The sequence below is a fragment of the Nonomuraea maheshkhaliensis genome, from assembly GCF_039529435.1.
GTDB lineage: Bacteria > Actinomycetota > Actinomycetes > Streptosporangiales > Streptosporangiaceae > Nonomuraea > Nonomuraea maheshkhaliensis.
The window spans coordinates 1-18,822 of sequence record NZ_BAAAMU010000018.1 but is presented as its reverse complement, the minus strand read 5'-3'; the positions used below and the strand labels follow the sequence as shown (position 1 = coordinate 18,822).

The 18,822-nt window shown below is 71.5% G+C and carries 20 protein-coding genes and 1 tRNA gene; 11 read left to right on the top strand and 10 right to left on the bottom strand.

The features are described from left to right. Positions 1–12 precede the first annotated feature (12 nt). From ABFX54_RS14690 to ABFX54_RS14665, 6 genes are all read right to left on the bottom strand, one after another. Positions 13–2,307: a CaiB/BaiF CoA transferase family protein gene (locus ABFX54_RS14690; protein WP_346105088.1), complete on the bottom strand. Its 2,295-nt coding sequence runs from the start codon at positions 2,305–2,307 to the stop codon at positions 13–15. Continuing rightward, entirely contained in the window at positions 2,304–3,368 is a 1,065-nt protein-coding gene (locus tag ABFX54_RS14685; RefSeq protein ID WP_346105086.1) for an ABC transporter ATP-binding protein, read from the bottom strand. The genes ABFX54_RS14690 and ABFX54_RS14685 overlap by 4 nt, the downstream gene beginning before the upstream one ends. Further along, on the bottom strand, positions 3,361–4,422 hold the full coding sequence (locus tag ABFX54_RS14680; RefSeq protein WP_346105084.1) for an ABC transporter ATP-binding protein: 1,062 nt from the start codon (positions 4,420–4,422) through the stop codon (positions 3,361–3,363). The genes ABFX54_RS14685 and ABFX54_RS14680 overlap by 8 nt, the downstream gene beginning before the upstream one ends. Next, positions 4,419–5,288 (bottom strand): ABC transporter permease, encoded by an 870-nt coding sequence (locus tag ABFX54_RS14675; RefSeq protein ID WP_346105082.1) that lies wholly within the window; start codon positions 5,286–5,288, stop codon positions 4,419–4,421. Before ABFX54_RS14675 ends, ABFX54_RS14680 begins: the two co-directional genes overlap by 4 nt. Beyond that, on the bottom strand, positions 5,285–6,232 hold the full coding sequence (locus ABFX54_RS14670) for an ABC transporter permease (RefSeq protein WP_346105080.1): 948 nt from the start codon (positions 6,230–6,232) through the stop codon (positions 5,285–5,287). Before ABFX54_RS14670 ends, ABFX54_RS14675 begins: the two co-directional genes overlap by 4 nt. Before the next feature lie 542 nt (positions 6,233–6,774). After that, a tRNA-Pro gene (locus tag ABFX54_RS14665) sits at positions 6,775–6,848 on the bottom strand. A gap of 94 nt (positions 6,849–6,942) precedes the next feature. Between ABFX54_RS14665 and ABFX54_RS14660 the strand changes: the two genes are divergently transcribed. The 4 genes from ABFX54_RS14660 to ABFX54_RS14645 all read left to right on the top strand — a co-directional run bounded on the left by ABFX54_RS14660 (position 6,943) and on the right by ABFX54_RS14645 (position 8,911). Beyond that, the gene (locus ABFX54_RS14660; protein WP_346105078.1) at positions 6,943–7,368 is read left to right on the top strand and encodes a hypothetical protein; all 426 of its coding nucleotides are present in this window, start codon (positions 6,943–6,945) and stop codon (positions 7,366–7,368) included. Positions 7,369–7,436: 68 nt separating this feature from the next. Further along, complete coding sequence (locus ABFX54_RS14655; RefSeq protein ID WP_346105077.1) at positions 7,437–7,985, top strand: hypothetical protein; 549 nt, start codon at positions 7,437–7,439, stop codon at positions 7,983–7,985. A 5-nt stretch (positions 7,986–7,990) separates the two neighbouring features. Further along, positions 7,991–8,707: a hypothetical protein gene (locus tag ABFX54_RS14650; RefSeq protein ID WP_346105075.1), complete on the top strand. Its 717-nt coding sequence runs from the start codon at positions 7,991–7,993 to the stop codon at positions 8,705–8,707. Between the two features lie 6 nt (positions 8,708–8,713). Further along, positions 8,714–8,911, top strand: coding sequence for a hypothetical protein (locus ABFX54_RS14645; RefSeq protein WP_346105074.1), 198 nt, complete (start codon positions 8,714–8,716; stop codon positions 8,909–8,911). 95 nt (positions 8,912–9,006) lie between these two features. On the opposite strand, the gene ABFX54_RS14640 is transcribed toward ABFX54_RS14645, so the two are convergent. Further along, entirely contained in the window at positions 9,007–9,420 is a 414-nt protein-coding gene (locus ABFX54_RS14640; protein WP_346105072.1) for an ATP-binding protein, read from the bottom strand. Between the two features lie 16 nt (positions 9,421–9,436). After that, positions 9,437–10,207 carry a SigB/SigF/SigG family RNA polymerase sigma factor gene (locus ABFX54_RS14635; protein WP_346105070.1) on the bottom strand — a complete coding sequence of 257 codons (771 nt, stop codon included), beginning with the start codon at positions 10,205–10,207 and terminating at the stop codon, positions 9,437–9,439. A gap of 174 nt (positions 10,208–10,381) precedes the next feature. On the opposite strand from ABFX54_RS14635, the gene ABFX54_RS14630 reads away from it, so the two are divergent. Continuing rightward, a complete protein-coding gene (locus tag ABFX54_RS14630) occupies positions 10,382–10,738 on the top strand; it encodes an STAS domain-containing protein (protein ID WP_346105255.1) in 357 nt (118 codons plus the stop codon). A 7-nt stretch (positions 10,739–10,745) separates the two neighbouring features. Here the strand turns inward: ABFX54_RS14630 and ABFX54_RS14625 are convergent, their stop codons facing one another. Beyond that, a complete protein-coding gene (locus ABFX54_RS14625) occupies positions 10,746–11,465 on the bottom strand; it encodes an ANTAR domain-containing protein (RefSeq protein ID WP_346105069.1) in 720 nt (239 codons plus the stop codon). A 58-nt stretch (positions 11,466–11,523) separates the two neighbouring features. Here ABFX54_RS14625 and ABFX54_RS14620 point away from each other — a divergent pair, with 58 nt between their 5' ends. The 6 genes from ABFX54_RS14620 (at position 11,524) to ABFX54_RS14595 (ending at position 18,051) form a co-directional block, all read left to right on the top strand. Next, complete coding sequence (locus ABFX54_RS14620) at positions 11,524–13,356, top strand: PP2C family protein-serine/threonine phosphatase (RefSeq protein WP_346105067.1); 1,833 nt, start codon at positions 11,524–11,526, stop codon at positions 13,354–13,356. Between the two features lie 107 nt (positions 13,357–13,463). Beyond that, positions 13,464–14,567: a glycosyltransferase gene (locus ABFX54_RS14615; RefSeq protein ID WP_346105065.1), complete on the top strand. Its 1,104-nt coding sequence runs from the start codon at positions 13,464–13,466 to the stop codon at positions 14,565–14,567. A 138-nt stretch (positions 14,568–14,705) separates the two neighbouring features. Next, positions 14,706–15,431 carry a glycoside hydrolase family 16 protein gene (locus ABFX54_RS14610; protein ID WP_346105064.1) on the top strand — a complete coding sequence of 242 codons (726 nt, stop codon included), beginning with the start codon at positions 14,706–14,708 and terminating at the stop codon, positions 15,429–15,431. Between the two features lie 86 nt (positions 15,432–15,517). After that, positions 15,518–16,372, top strand: coding sequence for a prolipoprotein diacylglyceryl transferase (gene lgt, locus ABFX54_RS14605; RefSeq protein WP_346105062.1), 855 nt, complete (start codon positions 15,518–15,520; stop codon positions 16,370–16,372). 298 nt (positions 16,373–16,670) lie between these two features. Beyond that, positions 16,671–17,087, top strand: coding sequence for a hypothetical protein (locus ABFX54_RS14600; protein ID WP_346105060.1), 417 nt, complete (start codon positions 16,671–16,673; stop codon positions 17,085–17,087). A gap of 88 nt (positions 17,088–17,175) precedes the next feature. Next, a complete protein-coding gene (locus ABFX54_RS14595) occupies positions 17,176–18,051 on the top strand; it encodes an alpha/beta fold hydrolase (protein ID WP_346105058.1) in 876 nt (291 codons plus the stop codon). A gap of 63 nt (positions 18,052–18,114) precedes the next feature. On the opposite strand, the gene ABFX54_RS14590 is transcribed toward ABFX54_RS14595, so the two are convergent. Beyond that, positions 18,115–18,822 (bottom strand): PucR family transcriptional regulator (locus ABFX54_RS14590; protein WP_346105056.1); only part of this gene is annotated, 708 nt, incomplete at its 5' end.

Sequence of the window (18,822 nt, the reverse complement as noted above, 5' to 3'; positions counted from 1 at the left end):
CTCGTCGCGCGGTCAGAAGTGGTCCCAGCCCCCTGGCAGAGCGGTCAGTTGCACGGCCCAGGCCCGTTCGAGCGCGTCGGTGGAATCGGCCAGCCCGATCCCGGCCAGCACCTCCCGCCCGTCGGCGCCCGGGCGGCGCACCGGGTGTCCCAGGCGGGGCGGGTGGTGGCGGGCCCGGATGGCGATCCCGGGCATCACCACCTCGCCGGCCTCCTCGGAGACCTGGGTGACGGCCAGCCCTCGCGAGCGGGCGTACGGGTCGGTCATCAGCTCGGCGAGCGGCGTGACGGCGTGCGCGCCCGCCCCGGCCGCGGTCAGGCGCTCGACCCACTCGTCCGCGTCGCCGGTGCGGAAGACGGCCTCAAGGGCCGCTTCCGCGTCATCCTCCGCCAGGGCCCGCTTGAGGGCGGGCAGCGCCGAGAGCTGCGCGCGGGTCGCCCCGAGGAAGAACCAGCGGTCGGCGGCCCGGTGGAAGCGGTGCCACGGGTCCGTCCCGAGGGCCTCCGGGCCGCGCGGCTCGGCTCTCGTCGCGGTCCCGGCGCGCACCGCGTACCTCGCCTGCTGGTAGAGGCCCGTCTGGGTGAGGGAGGCGTGCACGTGCCCGCCCTCGCCGGTGACCTCGCGGTGGTAGAGGCCCAGCGCGGCGGCGAAGGCGGCCAGGGTGCCGGTGCCGTAGTCGAGCAGGTTGTACGGACCGAGGACGGCCGGGGGACCGTCTCCTCCGGTTCTGGTCATGATGCCGGTCGCGGCCTGACCCTGGGTCTCGTATCCTCGGCGGCTCGCCCACGGGCCGCCTGGTCCGTAGCAGCTCACCGAGACGTAGACGATGCCGGGGCGGCGGGCCCGTACGTGCTCGTGGCCGAGGCCGTAACGTTCGGCCGTCCGCTCGGGGAAGTTGCAGGTCAGAACGTCGGCCTCGGCGATGAGGCGCCACAGGATCCGCTGCCCCTCGCCGGACTTCACGTCCACGAGGACCGTGCGCTTGCCGCGGTTGACGAAGCCGTGCGCGCCGACGCGCCGCTGCGGTGCGTTGATCTTGACGACGTCGGCGCCGAACTCGGCCAGGATGCGGCCCGCGCTCGGGCCGGCCAGGATCTGGGTGAGGTCCACCACGCGCAGGCCCTTGTACGGAAGCCCACCGGCCGCGCCGGCAGGAGGCGACTGGGGAAGCGGCGTGTCCAGCTCCGCCAGGATGCCGGCACGGTCGGCGTCCGGCAGGTGGCGCGCCCTCGCCCGGAGCGCAGGCGCCGCCGGCACGCACACCGCCGACCCCGGCATCACGGTAGCCCCGAGCAGCGGATCCTCGACCTCGACGACCTGCCCGGCGGCGCGGGCGTGGCCGTTGTCCAGCCACTCGTCCGTCGTCCGCACGGCGGCGAGCGGCACGCCGGCCGCGTTCGCGAGGTCCTCCCACTCCTGCGCGGCCCTGGTGCCGAACAGCGCGGTCAGCCGCTCCCGCAGCAGCGACCGCAGCTCCGGCTCACGATCCAGCCGGGACCGGTCGGTCAGCCCCTCCCCCGCCCAAGCGGTCATCCCGGCCGCGTCGAGGAACCAGGTGAGGAAGCGGGTCGTCGCCCCGATCGGGTTGAACTGGACGTACCGGCCGTCCGCGCAGCGGTAGGTGCCGCTCCCGTTGCCGCTGATCGCCCGCTCCTGCGGCAGCCCGCGCTCGACCGGGTACGCGCCGCTCCCGCCGATGGCCTCGAACATGGCGTCGAACAGCGGAACCTCGATGCGATCACCACGGCCGCTGCGGTGCCGGGCGGTCAGGCTCGCCACGATCGCGAAGGCCCCGCAGAAGGCGGCGAAGTTCGACGCGACGGGAATTGCGGTATATGTCGGGCGGGTGGTGTCCCAGCCGTCGGGCGCGTACCCCGCCCGGATCCGGCAGTTGCCGGTCGCGGCCGCGATGACGCCCTCCCAGCCCGGCACCCCGGCCCGCGGGTCGTCGGCGGCGAAGCCCGGCATCGAGCAGTAGACCAGCCGCGGATCGGCCGCGCTCAGGTCCGCCCAGCCCAGGCCGAGCCGGTCCATCACCCCCGGCCGGAAGTTCTCGACGAGGACGTCGGCCCGCCGGACGAGGTCACGCGCGATCTCCAGATCCCGCCCGCTCTTCAGGTCGAGGGTGATGCGCCGTTTGCCGCGGTTGAAGAACGCGTCCTCGACCGGCGGCTCGACCCCGGGGCGATCGACGTGCACGACGTCGGCCCCCTGGTCGGCGAGCAGCAGCGCGGCCAGCGGCCCGGCCACGTGATGGCCGAAGTCGACGACCCTGACGCCGCGCAGGGCCCCCGCGGAGCCGGTCATCGTGCCGTCTCCTGGGGATCCGACGAGTACTCGCCGAACATCGCGCCGTCCTCCACTGACTGCGAAGGCGCGGCGGGTGCCGGACGGTGCAGCACGCACGCGACGCTGTGGTCCCCGTCGATCCGCAGCAGCGGCGGGTCCAGGTGCGCGCACTCGTCCTGAGCGACCGGACAGCGGGTACGGAAGCGGCACCCCGACGGCGGGCTCGCCGGATCGGGCAGCTCACCGTGGAGCACGATGCGCCGCCGCGCGCGCTGCGCGTCCGGATCGGGAACGGGCACCGCCGACAGCAACGCCTTGGTGTACGGGTGCCGCGGGCTCTCCGCGATCTGCGCCGCGGGCCCCTCCTCGACGATCCGCCCCAGGTACATGACCGCGATCCGGTGCGACAGGTGCCGCACGGTGGCGAAGTCGTGCGACACCAGCACCAGCGCCTGCCCGGTCTCCTCCTGGATCGACAGCAGCAGGTTGAGGATCTCCGAGCGGGTGGACAGGTCCAGCGCGGAGGTCGGCTCGTCGGCGACCAGCACGCTCGGCGAGAGCGCCAGCGCGCGGGCGATGCAGGCCCGCTGGCGCTGCCCGCCGGACAGCTCGTCCGGATACCTGTCCGCGAACGCCGGATCCAGCGTGACCCGGCCGAGCAGCTGGGCGGCCCTCTCGCGCATCTCGCCCCGGCCGATCCGGCCGTGGACCAGCAGCGGCTCGGCGACGGCGTGGCCGACCGTCTTGGTCGGGTCGAGCGCCCCGTACGGGTCCTGGAAGATGACCTGAAGCCTGCCGCGCATCTCCTTCAGCTCCCGGCCGCGCGCCCGGCTGACGTCCTTACCCTCCACCTCGACCGTTCCGGCGTCCGGCCTGAGCAGCCTGGCCATCAGGCGCCCGACCGTGGTCTTGCCCGACCCGGACTCGCCGACGATGCCGACCGTGGTGCCGGCCTTGACCCCCAGGTCGACGCCGTCCACGGCCCGTACGCTCTCCAGCGTCCTGCCCAGCAGGCTGCGGCGCAGCGGGAACGACTTGGTCAGGCCGCTCACCCGCACGACCACCTGATCCTCAGCCACGGACGGCCCCCTTCAGAGTCAGGTCACCGCCGGCGACCCGGCCGCACCGCGTCCTGCGGTCATCGGTCAGGGCCGTGTCGGCCTGTGGTCGCGTGCAGAAGGAGTCGACGCTGTGCTCGCAGCGGGGCTCGAACCGGCAGCCGGTCGGGAACTGCCCCGCCGACGGGACCCGTCCCCGGATGACGGTCAGGCTGGTCCGCGCCCGGCCCGACTGCGGCACGGCGCTGAGCAGAGCGCTGGAGTACGGGTGCTTCGGTTCGTAGAAGAGTCCGTCCACGGGGGTCCGTTCGGCGATGTGGCCGGCGTACATGACGACCACGTCGTCGCAGAAGTCCGCGACCACGCCGAGGTCATGGGTGACCAGCAGGACGGCCAGGTCGAGGTCGCGGCGCAGGTCACGCAGCAGTTCGAGGATCTCGGCCTGGATCGTGACGTCGAGCGCCGTGGTCGGCTCGTCGGCGATCAGCAGCTTCGGCTCGCAGGCGATGGCGGCGGCGATCATGACGCGTTGCTGCATGCCGCCGCTCATCTCGTGCGGGTAGGAGCGCAGCCGCTTGTCCGCCTTCGGGATGCCGACCCGCTCCAGCAGCTCACGTGCCTGCTCGAGCGCCACCGAGCGGCGCTCGCCCAGGTGCAGCCGGCGTACCTCGGCGATCTGGTCGCCGACGGTCATCGTCGGGTTGAGGCTGCTCATCGGCTCCTGGAACACCATGCCGACCGGCCCGCCGCGGATCCGGCGAAGCTGGCGCTTGGTGCAGGTGAGCAGGTCCACGCCGTCGAAGCGGACCGAGCCCGCGACGACCCGTACGGCGGCGGGCAGCAGCCCGAGGATCGCCATGGAGGTCAGCGACTTGCCGCAGCCCGACTCGCCGATCAGCGCGACCGCGCGGCCTTTGTGCACGTCGAACGTGACGTCCTCGACGAGTCCGCGCTGCACGGCGCCGCCGGGCAGATCGATGGTGAGCCCTTTGACGGCCAGCAACGGCTCGCCGCCCGACGGCGGCCGGGCCGTGGCGGCGGCGGCGCCGTCGTGCTGTTCCGGTCCCGGGGTCATGTGCGCCTCCTGAGGCCGACGGCGTCACGGATCGAGTCACCGATCGTGTTGAACGCGAGGACGGTCAGCACCATCGCGACCCCGGATGGCACCACCGAGAAGGGGGAGTCGAACTGGTTGGTGTACGCGGCCTTCAGCATCGATCCCCAGCTCGCGTCCGGCGGCTGGACCCCGAGGCCGATGAAGCTCAGGCTCGCCTCGGCCAGCAGCGCGACCCCCATCAGGATCGTCACCTGGACCAGCAGCGGAGCGGCGATGTTGGGCAGGATGTGCACCCAGAGGGTGCGCCGGGTGGAGGAGCCGATCGCCACCGCCGACTCCACGAAGGTCTCCTCCGCGACCGCCAGCGTCGCGCCGCGCACGACGCGGAACAGGCCGGGCGCGAAGATGATGCCCACCGCGAGCATGGCGTTGACCAGCCCGGGGCCGAGCACGGCGACGATGGCCAGCGCCCCGACCAGCGCGGGCAGGCTCAGGATCGTGTCGGCCAGCCGCCCCGCGACGGCGTCCACGACACCGCGGCGCAGCCCCGCCCACAGCCCGAGCGGCAGCCCGATGAGCAACGCGACGCCCACCGAGATGAGCGGGGCGATGACCGCGATGCGCGAGGCCTGGATGATCCGGCTGGCCACGTCCCGGCCGAACTCGTCGGTCCCGAGCAGATGCGTCGAGCTGAGGCCGGCGAACCGGTTGCCCAGATCCTGGACCTCCGGGTCGTGCGGCGAGACCAGCGGCCCGGCGACCGCGAGAAAGACAAGGAGAAGAACGAATCCGACGGCGACCGCGCTGGCCGGGCGGCGCACGATCGAGCGGACGACGTTGAGCGGGCGGGACCGCCGCGTGGCCGCCGTGGTCATCGTGGTCATGCGGTACGCACCTTCGGGTTGATCCAGCCGTAGGCCAGGTCCACGATGAGGTTGATCAACACCACGATCAACGCGCTGAGCAGGACATATCCCTGGATCATGGGATAGTTGCGTTGCAGCACCGAGTTGATGGCCAGGGAGCCTAGGCCGGAGATCCCGAACACCGCCTCCACCACGATCACTCCGCCGAACAGCCGTCCGGCTTGCAGGCCGAGCACGGTCACGACGGGGATGGCCGAATTACGCAGGATGTGCCTGCGGACCAGCCAGGCGCCGGAGGCCCCCCGCGCTCGCGCCGTGCGTACGTACGGGCGGGTGAGCACATCGGCGACGCACCCCCGGGTGTGCCTGGCGAGCTCGGCCGCGGTGGCGAGCCCGAGCGCCGTGGCCGGGAGTATCACGTGCGAGAGCCAGATCCCGAACCCCTCCCTGATGTCGACGTATCCGGTCGCCGGCAACCAGGGATTGGTCAGCGCGAACAGCGACACCAGCACCATCGCCAGCCAGAAGCTCGGCATCGCGATGCCCAGCGTGGCCAGGGTCGACACCGCGCGGTCCATCCAGCTTCCCTGGGTCAGCCCCGCGACGACCCCGGCCGTGACACCGACCACGACCGCGACCAGGAGCGCCATCGTGGTGATGACCAGCGTCGCCGGCGCCGCCTCCGCGATCGTCGAGACGACGGATCGGTTGGTGGACAGCGAGCGGCCGAGGTCTCCGTGCAGGACGCCGGAGAACCAGGTGAAGTACTGCTCCAGCACCGGCTTGTCCAGGCCGAGCTCGGTGCGGATCCGGGCCACCTCTGCCACGGTGGCGTTCTCACCCGCGATCACCTCGGCCGGATCGCCGGGGATCAGCTGTACCAGCAGGAAGGTGAGTATCGACACAAGCCACAAGACCAGCAGACTGCCGCCGAGCCGGCGAATGATCATGCGTGGGCTCACCGTCACCTCCGTCCACCATGGGCGGAACGAAGTTCGCGCTACTTCGATCCACAGGACTCTGTCCGATAATGGGACAAATTGTGCAATAGTTGTAAACGCCATGCTGCCCTGCGGGTAAGTTGGCGTCAAGAGGGGGCCGTAGCGTAAATGGCCGGTTTCAGGATCGTTACTCGGCCCCTGCCGCAGGGCGCTGACCACTTGAAACGCCGCCGTGTCAGACGCCGGCGGCAGGCGGGGCAGAGGTGGGGGCAGGTTGGGGGCAGGCGAGGAGCAGGTGGGGGTCGCCCCACGTAGCGGACAATGCCAGGCAGCGCCTCGGGGTCATGGCGCAGGAGGCCACCGTACTCTTCGGCCCCGGACGCACCGCAGTGCCGGCGCGTCGGCCCCGGACGCACGGCAGCGCCGGCGTGCGACCTCAGGACGCGCTCATGGCCGGCCCCACCGCACCGGACCGGGGTGGCCGCATCAGCGGCCGCGCAACGCAAAAAGGCCAGCCGACCTGGAGCTGAGCCACTCCAAGACCGCCTGGCCTTTTACAACCGTCGGGACGACAGGATTTGAACCTGCGACCCCTTGACCCCCAGTCAAGTGCGCTACCAAGCTGCGCTACGTCCCGGTTGTGTCGGCCGCCCCCTGCGGGGCGGGACGTCATAACCTTAGCGCACATCGGAGGTGTACGCGTACACGGAGAACGGGAGCGAGGGGGTCAGGTGGGGCGCAGGGCGACCATCGATCGCAAGGAGCTGGCCAGGCTCGTCGCCGAGGGCAGGAGCGTGCAGGAGCTGGCCGCTCACTTCGGGGTGAGCGAGTCGGGGGTGCTGCAGGCCAAGCGGGCCGCCGGGCTGGCCAAGCCGATGATGGACCACAGTGCCGCCCTGCCGTGGAAGCTGGCCCGCGAGCACTCCCAGTCCGGGCCGGCCACGAATCTGCGCAACCTGTCGGCGGCGGCGCAGGGCAGGCCGCCGGCGGCCGAGCGGCTGAACACCGCGCTGCGGTGGGCCGAGCGGCTGGTCGCCGCCGGGCTCGACGTGCGCTACGACCCCGCCGAGGGGTTCAGTGAGGTGGCCGCTGGGGAAGGCGGGTCGCACGTGGCGTCGGTGCTGGCCGCGGCCAGGAAAGCGCTTGACGGTCGCTGAATCCGGCGTTTCGACCCGCTGGTGGAGGGCAGTCGCTGGTCTCGACACGTAGACCGGAGGCGAACAACATGACCACCTGGGCATGGGTGGCCGTCGTCGTGGTCGCGGTGGTGGCGCTCGCCGCAGTGGGTTACTTCATGCTGCAGCAGAAGCGCCGCTCCCATCTCCGCGAACGCTTCGGCCCTGAGTACGAACGCATAGTCGCCGAGCACGACAACAACCGCCGGGAGGCCGAGCAGGAGCTGCTCGACCGCGAGCAGCGGCACGCGGAACTCGATATCAAGCCTCTGTCGGAGGAGTCGCGCGACTCCTACGCCACCCGGTGGACCGAGGTTCAGGAACGCTTCGTGGACGCCCCTGGTTTCGCGGTGACCGAGGCCGATCAGCTGGTCACCTCGGTCATGGCCGAGCGGGGTTACCCGACGGAGGACTTCGAGCAGCGCGTCACCCATCTGTCGGTGGGGCACGCGGCGACGCTCGACCACTACAGGAGCGCGCACGAGATCAGCGGGCGGGCCGCCAGGAAGGAGGCCTCCACGGAGGATCTCCGCCAGGCCATGGTCCACTACCGCGCGCTGTTCGAGGAGCTGCTGCACGAGACCAGCCGAGGACGGTGAAGGATATGAACAGCGACGAGCTGAAGGTGCCGTCGCAACGCCACGACGCCAACGACATCGACGACGAACAGGCCGGCGAGAAGAGGGTCCATGAGGATCGGCTCGTCGCCGGTGACCGGGATCCGCTGCCCGGGGACGACGTTCCCGTAGCGGACGGTCCGGCCGTTCCCTCTGACGGTGCCGCTCCCCGAGACGGCGCCGCCCCGTACGACGAGGACGACGCGTCCTACCGGGACCCGTACGCCAGGACCGGCGGCGACATGCTGGCCGACCCCGGCCCCGGCCCGGCCCCCGGACATGAGCCCGAGCAGTCCGTCCCCTCAGCCCCCGGCGAGGTTCCGGCGCACGCCGCCCCCGACGACATCGTCCTGTTCGAGCAGGACCCCACCCAGGTGCAGGCCCGCTGGCGTGACCTTCAGGCGTCGTTCGTGGACGATCCCGGCGAGGCCGTCCAGCGCGCGGACGGGCTGGTCGGCGAGGTCGTGGACTCCCTGACCAGCGCACTGAACAACCGCACGGACGCCCTGCGCGACCGCTGGAAGGACACCGGAGGCGGCGACACCGAGCAGCTGCGCCTGGCGCTGCGCGAGTACAGGACCGTCCTGGAGCGGCTGCTCGCGCTCTCCGGCCAGTCCTCCCCGCAGTCTTCTGGGCAGTCTTCTGGGCAGCCTTCTGGGCAGCCGTCCGTGCCCACTCCGGTTTCGAGTGAGGGAATGAGGTGACCTGACATGCTCGCGATCGTCGCAGCGATCGTCTTCGGGCTGGGCTTCCTGCTCGACCTGATCGGCGTACGGATTCCCGGCGGGTTCTCCGGCATGACGTTCGTCCTGCTGGGGCTGACCCTGCTGGCCCTGCATCAGGCAGGCGTCGGCACGGCCGGCATCCGCACCGGGTCCGGCAACTGGCGCGGCAGGGCCCGCCGATAACAGCCGACGACAGACGACAACAGCCGATGAACGGACAGCGCGCCGTCCCCCTCAACGGGCGGGGGCGGCGCTTTGTTCGTGTGGTCGCCCCGCCGTCAGGACTTGCCGGGGAAGCGCATGATGACCGTGCTGCCGCTGTTGCCCACCCGCAGCGTCAGGTCGGAGGAGAGCAGCCGGGCCACCCACAGCCCCATCCCGCCCACCGCGCCGGGCATCGGCCCCGGCTTCCAGGTGCCCTCGTCGTGCACCTCCACGACCAGGTCCCCGCCGCTCACCCAGGTGCGCAGGGCGGCGCGGTCGGCGCCGTGGGTGACGGCGTTGGTCGCGACCTCGTTGACGGCGATGACGAAGTCGCCGATGGCCTCTTCCGGCATGCCGGCGGCGCGGGCCTCGTCCTCGGCGAACTGCCGGACCTGGGGCAGGTCCGGCAGCCGGAAGTCGAGGTCTTTCACGGGCGCGCCGGGTGGCGGGCTCGTGTGGCCCGACTGAGGCTCGACGTCCTCGTTCACCCGGCGACCGTCCTTGTCAGCCGACCAGCTCGGTGCGCAGCTGGTCGAGAACCTTGCGGAGAATACGTGAGACATGCATCTGTGAGATCCCGAACTCGGCCGCGATCTCGGCCTGCGTCATGTTGCCGAAGAAGCGCAGCAGCAGGATGTGCTTCTCGCGGGAGGGCAGCGCGTCGATGAGCGGTTTGACGGCTTCCCTGTCGACCATGTTGCTCAGCGTATCGTCGTCCTCGGGGATGACGTCGCCCAGCGAGGCGGCGTCGTCGTCGGTGCCGAGGGGCGCGTCGAGCGACAGGGTGCTGTACGCGGCGGAGGCGTCGAGCGTGAGCAGAACGTCCTCCTCGGTGATGTTCATCTTGGCGGCCAGCTCCGCCACGGTCGGGGACCTGCCGAGGTCCTGGCTGAGGTCGGCGACGAGCCGGTTGAGCTCGGAGCGACGCTCCTGGTAGAGGCGGGGCACCCGGATGGCCCAGGTGCGGTCGCGGAAGTGACGCTTGACCTCGCCGGTCATCGTGACGACGGCGTAGCCCCTGAAGGCGTGGCCCAGGGTCGGATCGAAGCCGTTGACGGCTTTCATCAGGCCAACATACGCGGCCTGGAGGAGATCCTCCAAGGGTTCGCCCCGGTAGCGGTAGCGCCGGGCGATCTCCATGGCGAGCGGCCGGTGCATCTCGACGATGCGCTCACGCAGGCGCTCCCTGTGACTGCCGGGCGTGTCTTCCCTGACCATCTCGGCTAGGAGCTCTTCTGCGGTCATCTCCTCGAGGATGTATTCCTGCACAGCCATCGCTGCTCCTCATATGGTCGCAGGCGGGCCGCTACACGCGAAAAAGCCCATGCAGAGGCACGCCTCGCTCGACTCTCGAGACCGAAGCCCTCTGCTGGACTTCGGTCCCAGTGTCCCCCATCTCGCGGGAAGTATTCCTCGATCGCGCGGTGACAGTAGGGTTGCCCCGTGACAATGCCGGAGAACGGCGGGGAGCCCGTGGCCGCCCTCAGCCTGACGTCGTCGACCGTGGACGAGATCACCGTGGTCAAGGTCGACGGCGTGCTCGACGCCACGACACGCGAGCAGTTCGCCGACTGTCTCGTGATGGCGGGCTCCGACCTGATCCTCGATCTGGCCGGGGTGACGTTCATGGATTCGCGCGCGCTCGGGCTGATCGTTCATCACTGGCAGACGAGCCTGGCCTCGGGCGCCAAGTTCGCGCTGATCGGCGTCGAATACTCCAAGTCGAAGGTGATGTGGATCACGGGGCTGGCGCAGCGCCTGCCGCTCTACGACACCCTGGACGACGCGCTGGCCGCCATCAAGTAGAGAGCCGTCAGCGTTTGGCCGACTTGCGCTGGTGCTCGTCCACCAGAAGCCGGGCCAGGTCGGCCACCTTCACCTGGTGGTGCTGGGAGATGCGCCGCAGCTCCTCGAACGCGGCCTCGGCGCTGCATCCGCTGGTCTGCATGATGATGCCCTTGGCCTGGTCGATCACGGAGCGCCCGGCGAGGGCCTCCTGAAGCTGCGCGGCGTCGGTGCGCACCTCCTCGAACTCCGACATGTTGGCCATGGCCACGCCGAGCTGCTCGGTCAGCATGTCGGCCAGGGAGTGGGCGCCCTGGGGCGAGAACGCGCCCGGCCGTACGGAGTAGAGGCCGACGACGAGCATGGCCGGCGGCGCCTCGATGGGGACGATCAGCACGGAGCGCACTCCCCAGCGGGTGGCCAGGGCGTCGTAGCGGGGCCAGCGGGTCTCTTCGAGCACGTCGGTGATGGTGGCGCGGCCACTGCTCTGACGGGCTTCGATGGACGGGCCCTCGCCGAGCTGGCGTTCGCCCTCGACGAGCATGATGAGCTCGCTGTGGGAGCCCGAGACCATGACGCGGTGGTCGCGCCAGTGCTCGGCCGAGGCTCCGGAACAGCCCGGGACTCCGGCGGTCAAAGCCGTGGTGAGTCCGCGCAGGACGCTCTCCGTCGAGGTGTCCTCCCCGAGTCTGCCGAGGGTGGCGAGGTCGCGGGCGAGGCCGGGGGTGATCATCGCGGTCGATTCCATAGCAACAAGGCTCTACCCCTTATGGCTAGCATTATCCCGAGTGGCGTAGCGTCAGACCATGACCATGCCGGACCTCGAACACGCGCTTGACGCACTGGCCGGGCGCGTCTCCTCGTTGCGCGAGGCGAGGGCCGCCTACCCCGCCGATCTGGCGCCCACGCTGGACGCCGCGCTCGCCGAGCTCGACACCGCCGCCGAGCTGCTGGCCGAGGCGCGCGAAGAGCTGCGCAAGGCCCCCAAGCGGGCGGGGAGCAAGAAGGACGGGACGCAGCGTGAGCTGAAGCTGCTGCGCCAGGTCTTCCGCGCCTTCCCGGTGCCCGTCGTCGTGCTCGACGGCGGCGGCGTCGTCCGGCGGATCAATCCGGAGACCTCGCGGGTGCTGGGCAGCCCCGACGGCTACCTGGTGGGCCGCTCGTTCCCGCTGCTCGTGGACGTGTCGCGGCGGGCGGCGTTCCGCTCGCACCTGACGTCGGTGCTGCAGACGGGGCAGCCGGCGGCGTTCGAGACGCGGCTGGCGCATCAGGGGCGCACGCACACCGTGCAGATCGCGCTGACCAGGCTGACGATGCCCGGCGAGCCGCAGCAGATGGTCGCGGCGGTGGCCCTGCCGACGGAGGTGCAGCTGCCCGAGCCGGGCGCGCGCCGGGCCGAGCAGACCGACGGCGCGCTGCTGCTGGCCACGGCCAAGCGGCAGGACCTGCTGGTCAAGATCGCCAGGCTGCTGCTGGACGAGGAGGCGCTGCTGCGGCCGGTGGCGCTGCAGCGGGCGACGCGGCTGCTGGCGGCGGAGTGGGCCGACTGGGTGATCGCCGACATGGTGCGCGACGGGGTGCCGCGCCGGTCGGTCGTCATGGCGCCCAAGAACCATCCGCTGGGAGAGCTGGTGCGGCGGGTGGAGACCGCCGATCCGGCGACCAGCCAGGTCGTGCTGCAGGTGCTGGAGCGCGGCTCCGGCGTGGTGCTGGAGATGGTGGACGACGAGACGCTGCTCGGCTTCTGCGCCGAGGGGCCGCTGCTGACCGTGATGGGCGCGGGCTCGGTGCTGAGCGTGGCCATCGGCCGCTCCGACGGCGTGCTGACGCTCGTCCGCGGCCACGACAGGCCGCCGTTCTCACTCGCGGATCTGGCCGTCATGCAGGAGGTGGGGCTGCAGATCGGCCTGGCCGTACGCGCTCAGAGCAGTTTCCAGAGCCGCTCGCGCGCCGCGGACGCCCTGTCGGCCAGCGTCGCCCCGCGCAACCTGCCCGACGTGCCCGGCTACGAGGCGGCGGCCGTCTACCACCCGGGGTCATCGGTCGGCGCCGAGTTCTACGACGTGTTCCCCGTCTCGGGAGGATGGGGCTTCGCGCTGGGCGGGGCGGCGGGCAAGGGCGAGGAGGCGGCCTCGGTCAGCGCCATGGTGCGCGGCGGGCTGCGCGTGCTCAGCGCCTGGGAGTCCGATCCCGACCTGGTGATGCGCAAGGTCAACGAGGCGCTGGTCGCGCAGGGCACCGGCATGTTCGTGATGGCCGCGGCGGGCTTCGTGAAGGGGCGCCAGATCCGGCTGTCGTCGGCCGGTCACCATCCCGCCGCGCTGCTGCTGCCCGACGGCGGCGTACGTTTCGCGGCCGGCGGCGGCGTGCCGCTGGGCATCGGGCCGGAGGCGGAGACCGGTGTGGAGGTGCTGACGATCTCCCCCGGCGAGACGCTGGTGTTCTACTCGGAGGGTCTGATCTCCTCCAGGAACGAGCGCGGCGAGCCGTACGGGGAGGAGCGGCTGGCCGACGTGCTCGGCCGGTGCGCGGGGCAGGCGCCGTCGACCGTGGTCAAGGCGGTGGAGGCGGACCGGCACGCGTTCTCGGGCGGCCAGGTTTGGGATGAGATCGTGGTGTTCGCCCTCAGAGGTGTCTGATCTGTGGGGGTTTGCGAGCGCGGGAAAACTGGGTAAGGTCAGAGACAGAGTAACGACGTGCCTAAGACGCAGGCACACCTTGAAGGCTTTCCACGCTGAGGTGTGCCATGAATATCGCGATCGTCGCTTCCACCACCGGCAACCAGCGCCACCGCATCCTGTCGGTCGCGCGTGAGCTGGGCCGCGATCACCACGTCACCATTTACTCCCGCCGTGACAACGCCGAAGGCAAGCCCAAGACGCGGGTGGCCCCCGGCGTCACGGTGGAGCACATCGACGTGGGCCCGGCACAGCCACTCACCGGTGACGACGTGGTCCCCTACCTCAACGAGGTCGGCAACCACCTGTCACGGCGCTGGAGCGAGGACAGGCCCGACGTGATCCACGCCCACTCGTGGACCGGCGGGCTGGTCGCCGTGGCGGGCGCCAAGGGAATGGGCGTGCCGGTCACGCAGACGTTCCACGCGGTCGACACCGCGCACAAGGAGCTGGAGCGGGCGCTCGGCCGCCGGGCCGACGCGGTCATCGCGGGCTCGGGCGACGAGGAGTCGGCGCTGATCCGGCTGGGCGTCCCCCGCAACAACATCGCCGTCGTGCCGTACGGCGTGGACACCGAGCGCTTCCAGCGCCGGGGCGCGGTCGCCACGCGCGGGTCGCGCAAGCGCCTGCTGCACGTGGGACCGCTCACGGTCGAACGGGGCGCGCACACGATCGTGCGGGCGCTGCAGGGTCTCGGCGACGTCGAGCTCGTCATCGCCGGCGGGCCCGAGCCCGACGACCTCGACCAGGACCGGGACGCGCGCCGCCTGCGCGCGCTGACCGAGCAGCTCGGCGTGGCCGACCGGGTGACGCTGCTCGGCCAGGTCAAGCGGGCCGCCGTGCCCAAGCTGATGCGCAGCGCGGACGCCGTGGTGTCGGTGCCGCGCGAGGCCGGGACGGGCATCGTCGCGCTGGAGGCCATGGCCTGCGGCGTGCCGGTGATCGCCTCCGCCGTGGGCGCGCACATGGACTCCATCATCGACGGCGTCACCGGGCTGCTGGTCCCGCCGGACCGCCCCGCGCGCACGGCGCGGCTGGCCCGTGAGCTGCTGTACGACCCCACCCTGCGTACCGCCCTGGGCTACGCGGGCGCCGACCGGGCGCGCTCGCGCTACTCGTGGGAGCGGGTGAGCCAGGAACTCGTCCGGGTGTACGAGGCGACCTGCGCCTGACGGCGCATCACCCCCATGAACTCCGGCAGGTGGCACCGCCACCTGCCGGCATCATGTCGGGCCCCGTCCGGGTGACGAAAGTGATTAATGGGACGGGTGGGGTGTTATCTGAGGGAGATCTTTGCTTCGATGGTCCGCATGTCTCAACGCAGCCCGATCGTGGCGGCGGCGATGCTCACGGGCCTCGCCGTGCTTCCCCAGACCGCGCACGCGCAGACCCCGGCTCCGAAATGGGGAGCCCCCGTCCTGGTGGAGAACTTCTCCGGCTCCTCGATCGACACCAGCCGATGGATGATCTACCACTCGCCGCGGGCCGAGCGTAACCCCCGCACCGGCCGCGCCTCGACCGTCTCGAACGGCGTGCTGCGCCTCAAGGGCGGCCGGTACGACGGCAAGGACCTGTCCGGCGGGGTGGCCACCAGACTCGCGCAGCGGTACGGCCGCTGGGAGGTGCGCTTCAAGGCGGAGGCCGGGGCCGGGTACACGCCGGTGGCGCTGCTCTGGCCGACCGCGCAGGGCGAGGGCTCCGGTTACTCCGAGGTCGACTTCGCCGAGATCGTGGACCCGCGGCGGCAGGGCGGCGGCATCTTCGTCCACGGCGGCCACGGGCGGGCCAGGAAGGTGCTGCGGGCCGACTTCACCCGGTGGCACACCGTGGCGGTGGACTGGCTGCCGGGGCGGCTGACGTTCTGGCTGGACGGGAAGAGGCTCTGGGACTACCGCGGGCCGCACGTCCCCGAGGGGCGGAAGATGGGGCTGGCGCTGCAGAACGACGTGGTGTGCGAGCCGAAGTGCCGCGACTCCACGACGCCGCGGACGGTCTCGATGTACGTGGACTGGGTCAAGATCTACCGCGCCCCATGACCTGACGCGACGACGTTCCTGTCGGTTCAGCCGCGATCAGGTCACGGAAAGACCCGGGCCGCCCGGCGTTCGCTAGCCTCACCGGCATGGTCTCAGCCGCGATTCCCAGCCCTTCCGAATCGGTCTGGCATCTCGGGTTTCTGCCGATCCGGGCGTACGCGCTCTGTTTCATCGTCGCCATCCTGTTCGGCGCCTGGCTGAGCGACCGCCGCTGGCGCGCCCGCGGCGGCGAGCAGGGCACGATCGCCGACATCGCCGTCCCAGGAGTGATCTTCGGGCTGATCGGCGCCCGGCTCTACCACGTCATCGTCGACTGGCAGACCTACTTCGGCCCGCGCGCGGTCAAGGAGCCCTACCAGGCGCTGTTCATCTGGGAGGGCGGGCTCGGCATCTGGGGCGCGGTCATCCTGGGCGGCGTGGCCGTGGCGCTGGCCTGCCGCCGCCGGGGCGTCTCCGTCGGCGCGATGGCCGACACGGTCGCGCCCGGCATCGCGTTCGGGCAGGCGATCGCCCGCTGGGGCAACTGGTTCAACCAGGAGTTGTACGGCAGCCCGACCACACTGCCGTGGGGCCTGGAGATCGACCAGGCGCACGGCGGCGAGCCGGGTGTGCTCTACCACCCGACCTTCCTGTACGAGTCGCTCTGGGACGCGGCGCTCGGCTTCGCCCTGATCCTGGCGGGACGGCGCTTCGCGCTGCACCACGGCCGGCTGTTCGCCCTGTATGTCGCCGGTTACACGTTCGGGCGGTTCTGGATCGAGGGCCTGCGCGTCGATCCGGTCGGCGGGGTGGATCACGCGGTGCTGCTCCTGGGGCTGCGGGTCAACCAGTGGACCTCGATCGTGCTGTTCGCCGGGGCGCTGGTCTACCTCTGGGTACGGCGCCGCGCGGACGACGAGGAGATCGTGGCCCCCGGCACTCGGCACGTCACCACGCCCTGAGGCCGAGAGGGGCGCCCCGGCTGCTTCCCCACAGCCGGGGCGCCCTGGTGGGGTGGGCAATCGATCCCTACGGACTCCTACCCATTCTGTCCGCCTTGTATGCATTTGTCCGTTTTTCCAAGCTTCAACTGATCTCGAAGCGTCAGCACGAAACGCGGCGGTGGCGATACCATCTGGCGCCATGCATCCGCCCCAGCCACCACCAGGGCCACCACCAGGGCCACCACCAGGACCACCCGGGCCGCCTCACGGACCAGGCCTCATGCCACCACATGGATGGAGTCAGCAGCCCGGGCCTATGCCCCAGGGGCCGCAAGGGCCGCAGGGGCAGGTCGTCCTCGACATCCAGCGCCACTGGCTCGGCTTCATGCTGTCCATGATCACCCCCACCGTCGTCGTCGACGGGCGCCCGACGCACGGCCGCTGGGGCCGCAACGCCATCGTGCTGCCCGCCGGCCAGCATCACCTGCACGTCCACCTGCCGTACTTCCTGCCCTCGCAGATCGGCCCGGCGGATCTGACGATCTGGCTGCAGCCCGGCATGTCGCTCGACGTCGAATACCGCGCGCCCCTGTGGGCCTACTCGCGCGGCGCGCTCGGCCCACCGCCGCAGCAGTGGAACGGCATGGGCATCACGATCGCCCTCATGGCCGTCCCGCTCGGCCTGCTGGCGTTCTTCTTCCTGCTGATCCTCATGTCGGTGTTGTGGGCCTGAGCACGTTCCAGGGGCATGATGGGTCGCCGTACCGATGAGTTTCACCGCGCCCGGCGGTCCGCACATCGTCATCGAGAAGGAGCGACCCATGACCGACCCCAAGACCCACACCATCGAGGTGCCGGGAGCGACCCTCCACTACGACGTGCGCGAGCCCGAGTCCGGCTCCGGCCGGCCGGTGCTGCTGATGATCGGCTCGCCGATGGACGCGACCGGCTTCACCACTCTGGCCGGCCACTTCCAGGACCGCACGGTGGTCACGTACGACCCGCGCGGGATCGGGCGCAGCACCCGCACCGACGGGCTCATCGAGTCGACGCCCGACCTGCACGCCGACGACCTGCGCCTGCTGATCGACGCGCTCGGCGCCGGCCCGGTGGACATCTTCGCCAGCAGCGGCGGCGCGGTCAACGGGCTGGCGCTGGTGGCCCGCCATCCGGAGCAGGTGCGCACGCTCGTGGCGCACGAGCCGCCCGCCGCCCAGGAGCTGCCCGACCGCGAGCGGGCGCTGGCGGCCATCGCCGACATCCGCGCCACGTACGACCGCGACGGGTTCGGCGCGGCGATGGCCAGGTTCATCGGCACCTCCGGCTGGCGCGGTGAGCTCCCCGCCGACTTGTCCGAGCTGCCCGCCCCCGATCCGGCCCAGCTCGGGATGCCGGCGGAGGACGACGGGTCGAGGGACGACGTGCTGTTCGCGCAGAACCTCATCACCTGTACGCACCACCGGCACGACTTCGAGGCACTGCGGTCGGCCTCCACCAGGATCGTCGTCGGCGTCGGCGTCGAGTCGGAGGGTGAGATGGCCTGCCGGTCGGCCGTGGCGGTGGCCGGGCGGCTCGGGACGGAGCCGGTGACCTTCCCCAGCAACCACGGCGGCTTCCTCGGGGACGAGTTCGGCATGCGGGGTGACCCCGACGCCTTCGCCGTCACCTTGCGCCGGGTCCTCGACGAAAGTGAGTGACGCCGACGACTGACGGCGAGGCACGAGTCACGCTTCGCGAGGCGTCGGGGCGCAAGTGACGCTCTACGAGGTGTCGGCGCCGCGCAGCCGGGCCGCCTTGAGACCCAGGTGGACGGCCAGGCGGTCGTCACCGTCCGACAGGTCCCGGTGCGTCAGGCGCTCGGCCTTGCCCAGCCGGTAGTAGAGCGTCTGGCGGTGGATGCCGAGCTCGGCGGCGGTCTTCTGCACGTGGCCGCCGCGATCCAGGTAGACCTCCACGGTCTGGGCCAGCTCGGCGTCCAGCGCCGCCGTCTCCTCGGCCAGCTCGCGCAGGTCCGTCTGGCTCAGCCGGGACAGCAGGCGATGCACACCCAGGTCCTCCCAGCGGGCGACGGGGGCGTGGCGGGGGAAGTGCTCGGCGATGCGCAGCGCCTGGCGGGCCTCGCGCCAGCTCAGCCAGGCGTCGGCCGGGTCGGCCCTGGGCGCGCCGATGCCGGCCGCGGTGCCGTACGCGCTCTGCACGGTCTGCGCCACCTCCCCGGCCAGGTGGGCGGGGGCGAGCAGGGCGACCGGCGAGCCGGTGCGGGCCAGGACGCCGCGCGGGAGCGTCCAGAGGGCGGCCACCCGTTCCTCGGACTCGCGTACGGCGATGGCCACCACCGGCCCGGGGACCTCCAGCGAGGCGCCCGCGCGCACCTCGGGGTCGGGCGACAGCAGCGCGCGCAGGCCGCGCCCGAGGTCCTGCCTGCTCCTGGCCTCCTGGGCGAGCGCGGCGGCGGCCCTGGCGACGAG

Bases quoted from the DNA above. Each gene is read 5' to 3' on its own strand.
- ABFX54_RS14630 (WP_346105255.1), top strand. From the start codon at position 10,382: ATGCCGGAGAACGGCGGGGAGCCCGTGGCCGCCCTCAGCCTGACGTCG.
- ABFX54_RS14600 (WP_346105060.1), top strand. From the start codon at position 16,671: ATGCCCCAGGGGCCGCAAGGGCCGCAGGGGCAGGTCGTCCTCGACATC.
- ABFX54_RS14650 (WP_346105075.1), top strand. From the start codon at position 7,991: ATGAACAGCGACGAGCTGAAGGTGCCGTCGCAACGCCACGACGCCAAC.
- lgt (WP_346105062.1), top strand. From the start codon at position 15,518: ATGGTCTCAGCCGCGATTCCCAGCCCTTCCGAATCGGTCTGGCATCTC.
- ABFX54_RS14655 (WP_346105077.1), top strand. From the start codon at position 7,437: ATGACCACCTGGGCATGGGTGGCCGTCGTCGTGGTCGCGGTGGTGGCG.
- ABFX54_RS14610 (WP_346105064.1), top strand. From the start codon at position 14,706: ATGTCTCAACGCAGCCCGATCGTGGCGGCGGCGATGCTCACGGGCCTC.
- ABFX54_RS14680 (WP_346105084.1), bottom strand. From the start codon at position 4,422: ATGACCCCGGGACCGGAACAGCACGACGGCGCCGCCGCCGCCACGGCC.
- ABFX54_RS14675 (WP_346105082.1), bottom strand. From the start codon at position 5,288: ATGACCACGATGACCACGGCGGCCACGCGGCGGTCCCGCCCGCTCAAC.
- ABFX54_RS14690 (WP_346105088.1), bottom strand. From the start codon at position 2,307: ATGACCGGCTCCGCGGGGGCCCTGCGCGGCGTCAGGGTCGTCGACTTC.
- ABFX54_RS14620 (WP_346105067.1), top strand. From the start codon at position 11,524: ATGACCATGCCGGACCTCGAACACGCGCTTGACGCACTGGCCGGGCGC.
- ABFX54_RS14625 (WP_346105069.1), bottom strand. From the start codon at position 11,465: ATGGAATCGACCGCGATGATCACCCCCGGCCTCGCCCGCGACCTCGCC.
- ABFX54_RS14645 (WP_346105074.1), top strand. From the start codon at position 8,714: ATGCTCGCGATCGTCGCAGCGATCGTCTTCGGGCTGGGCTTCCTGCTC.
- ABFX54_RS14615 (WP_346105065.1), top strand. From the start codon at position 13,464: ATGAATATCGCGATCGTCGCTTCCACCACCGGCAACCAGCGCCACCGC.
- ABFX54_RS14635 (WP_346105070.1), bottom strand. From the start codon at position 10,207: ATGGCTGTGCAGGAATACATCCTCGAGGAGATGACCGCAGAAGAGCTC.
- ABFX54_RS14595 (WP_346105058.1), top strand. From the start codon at position 17,176: ATGACCGACCCCAAGACCCACACCATCGAGGTGCCGGGAGCGACCCTC.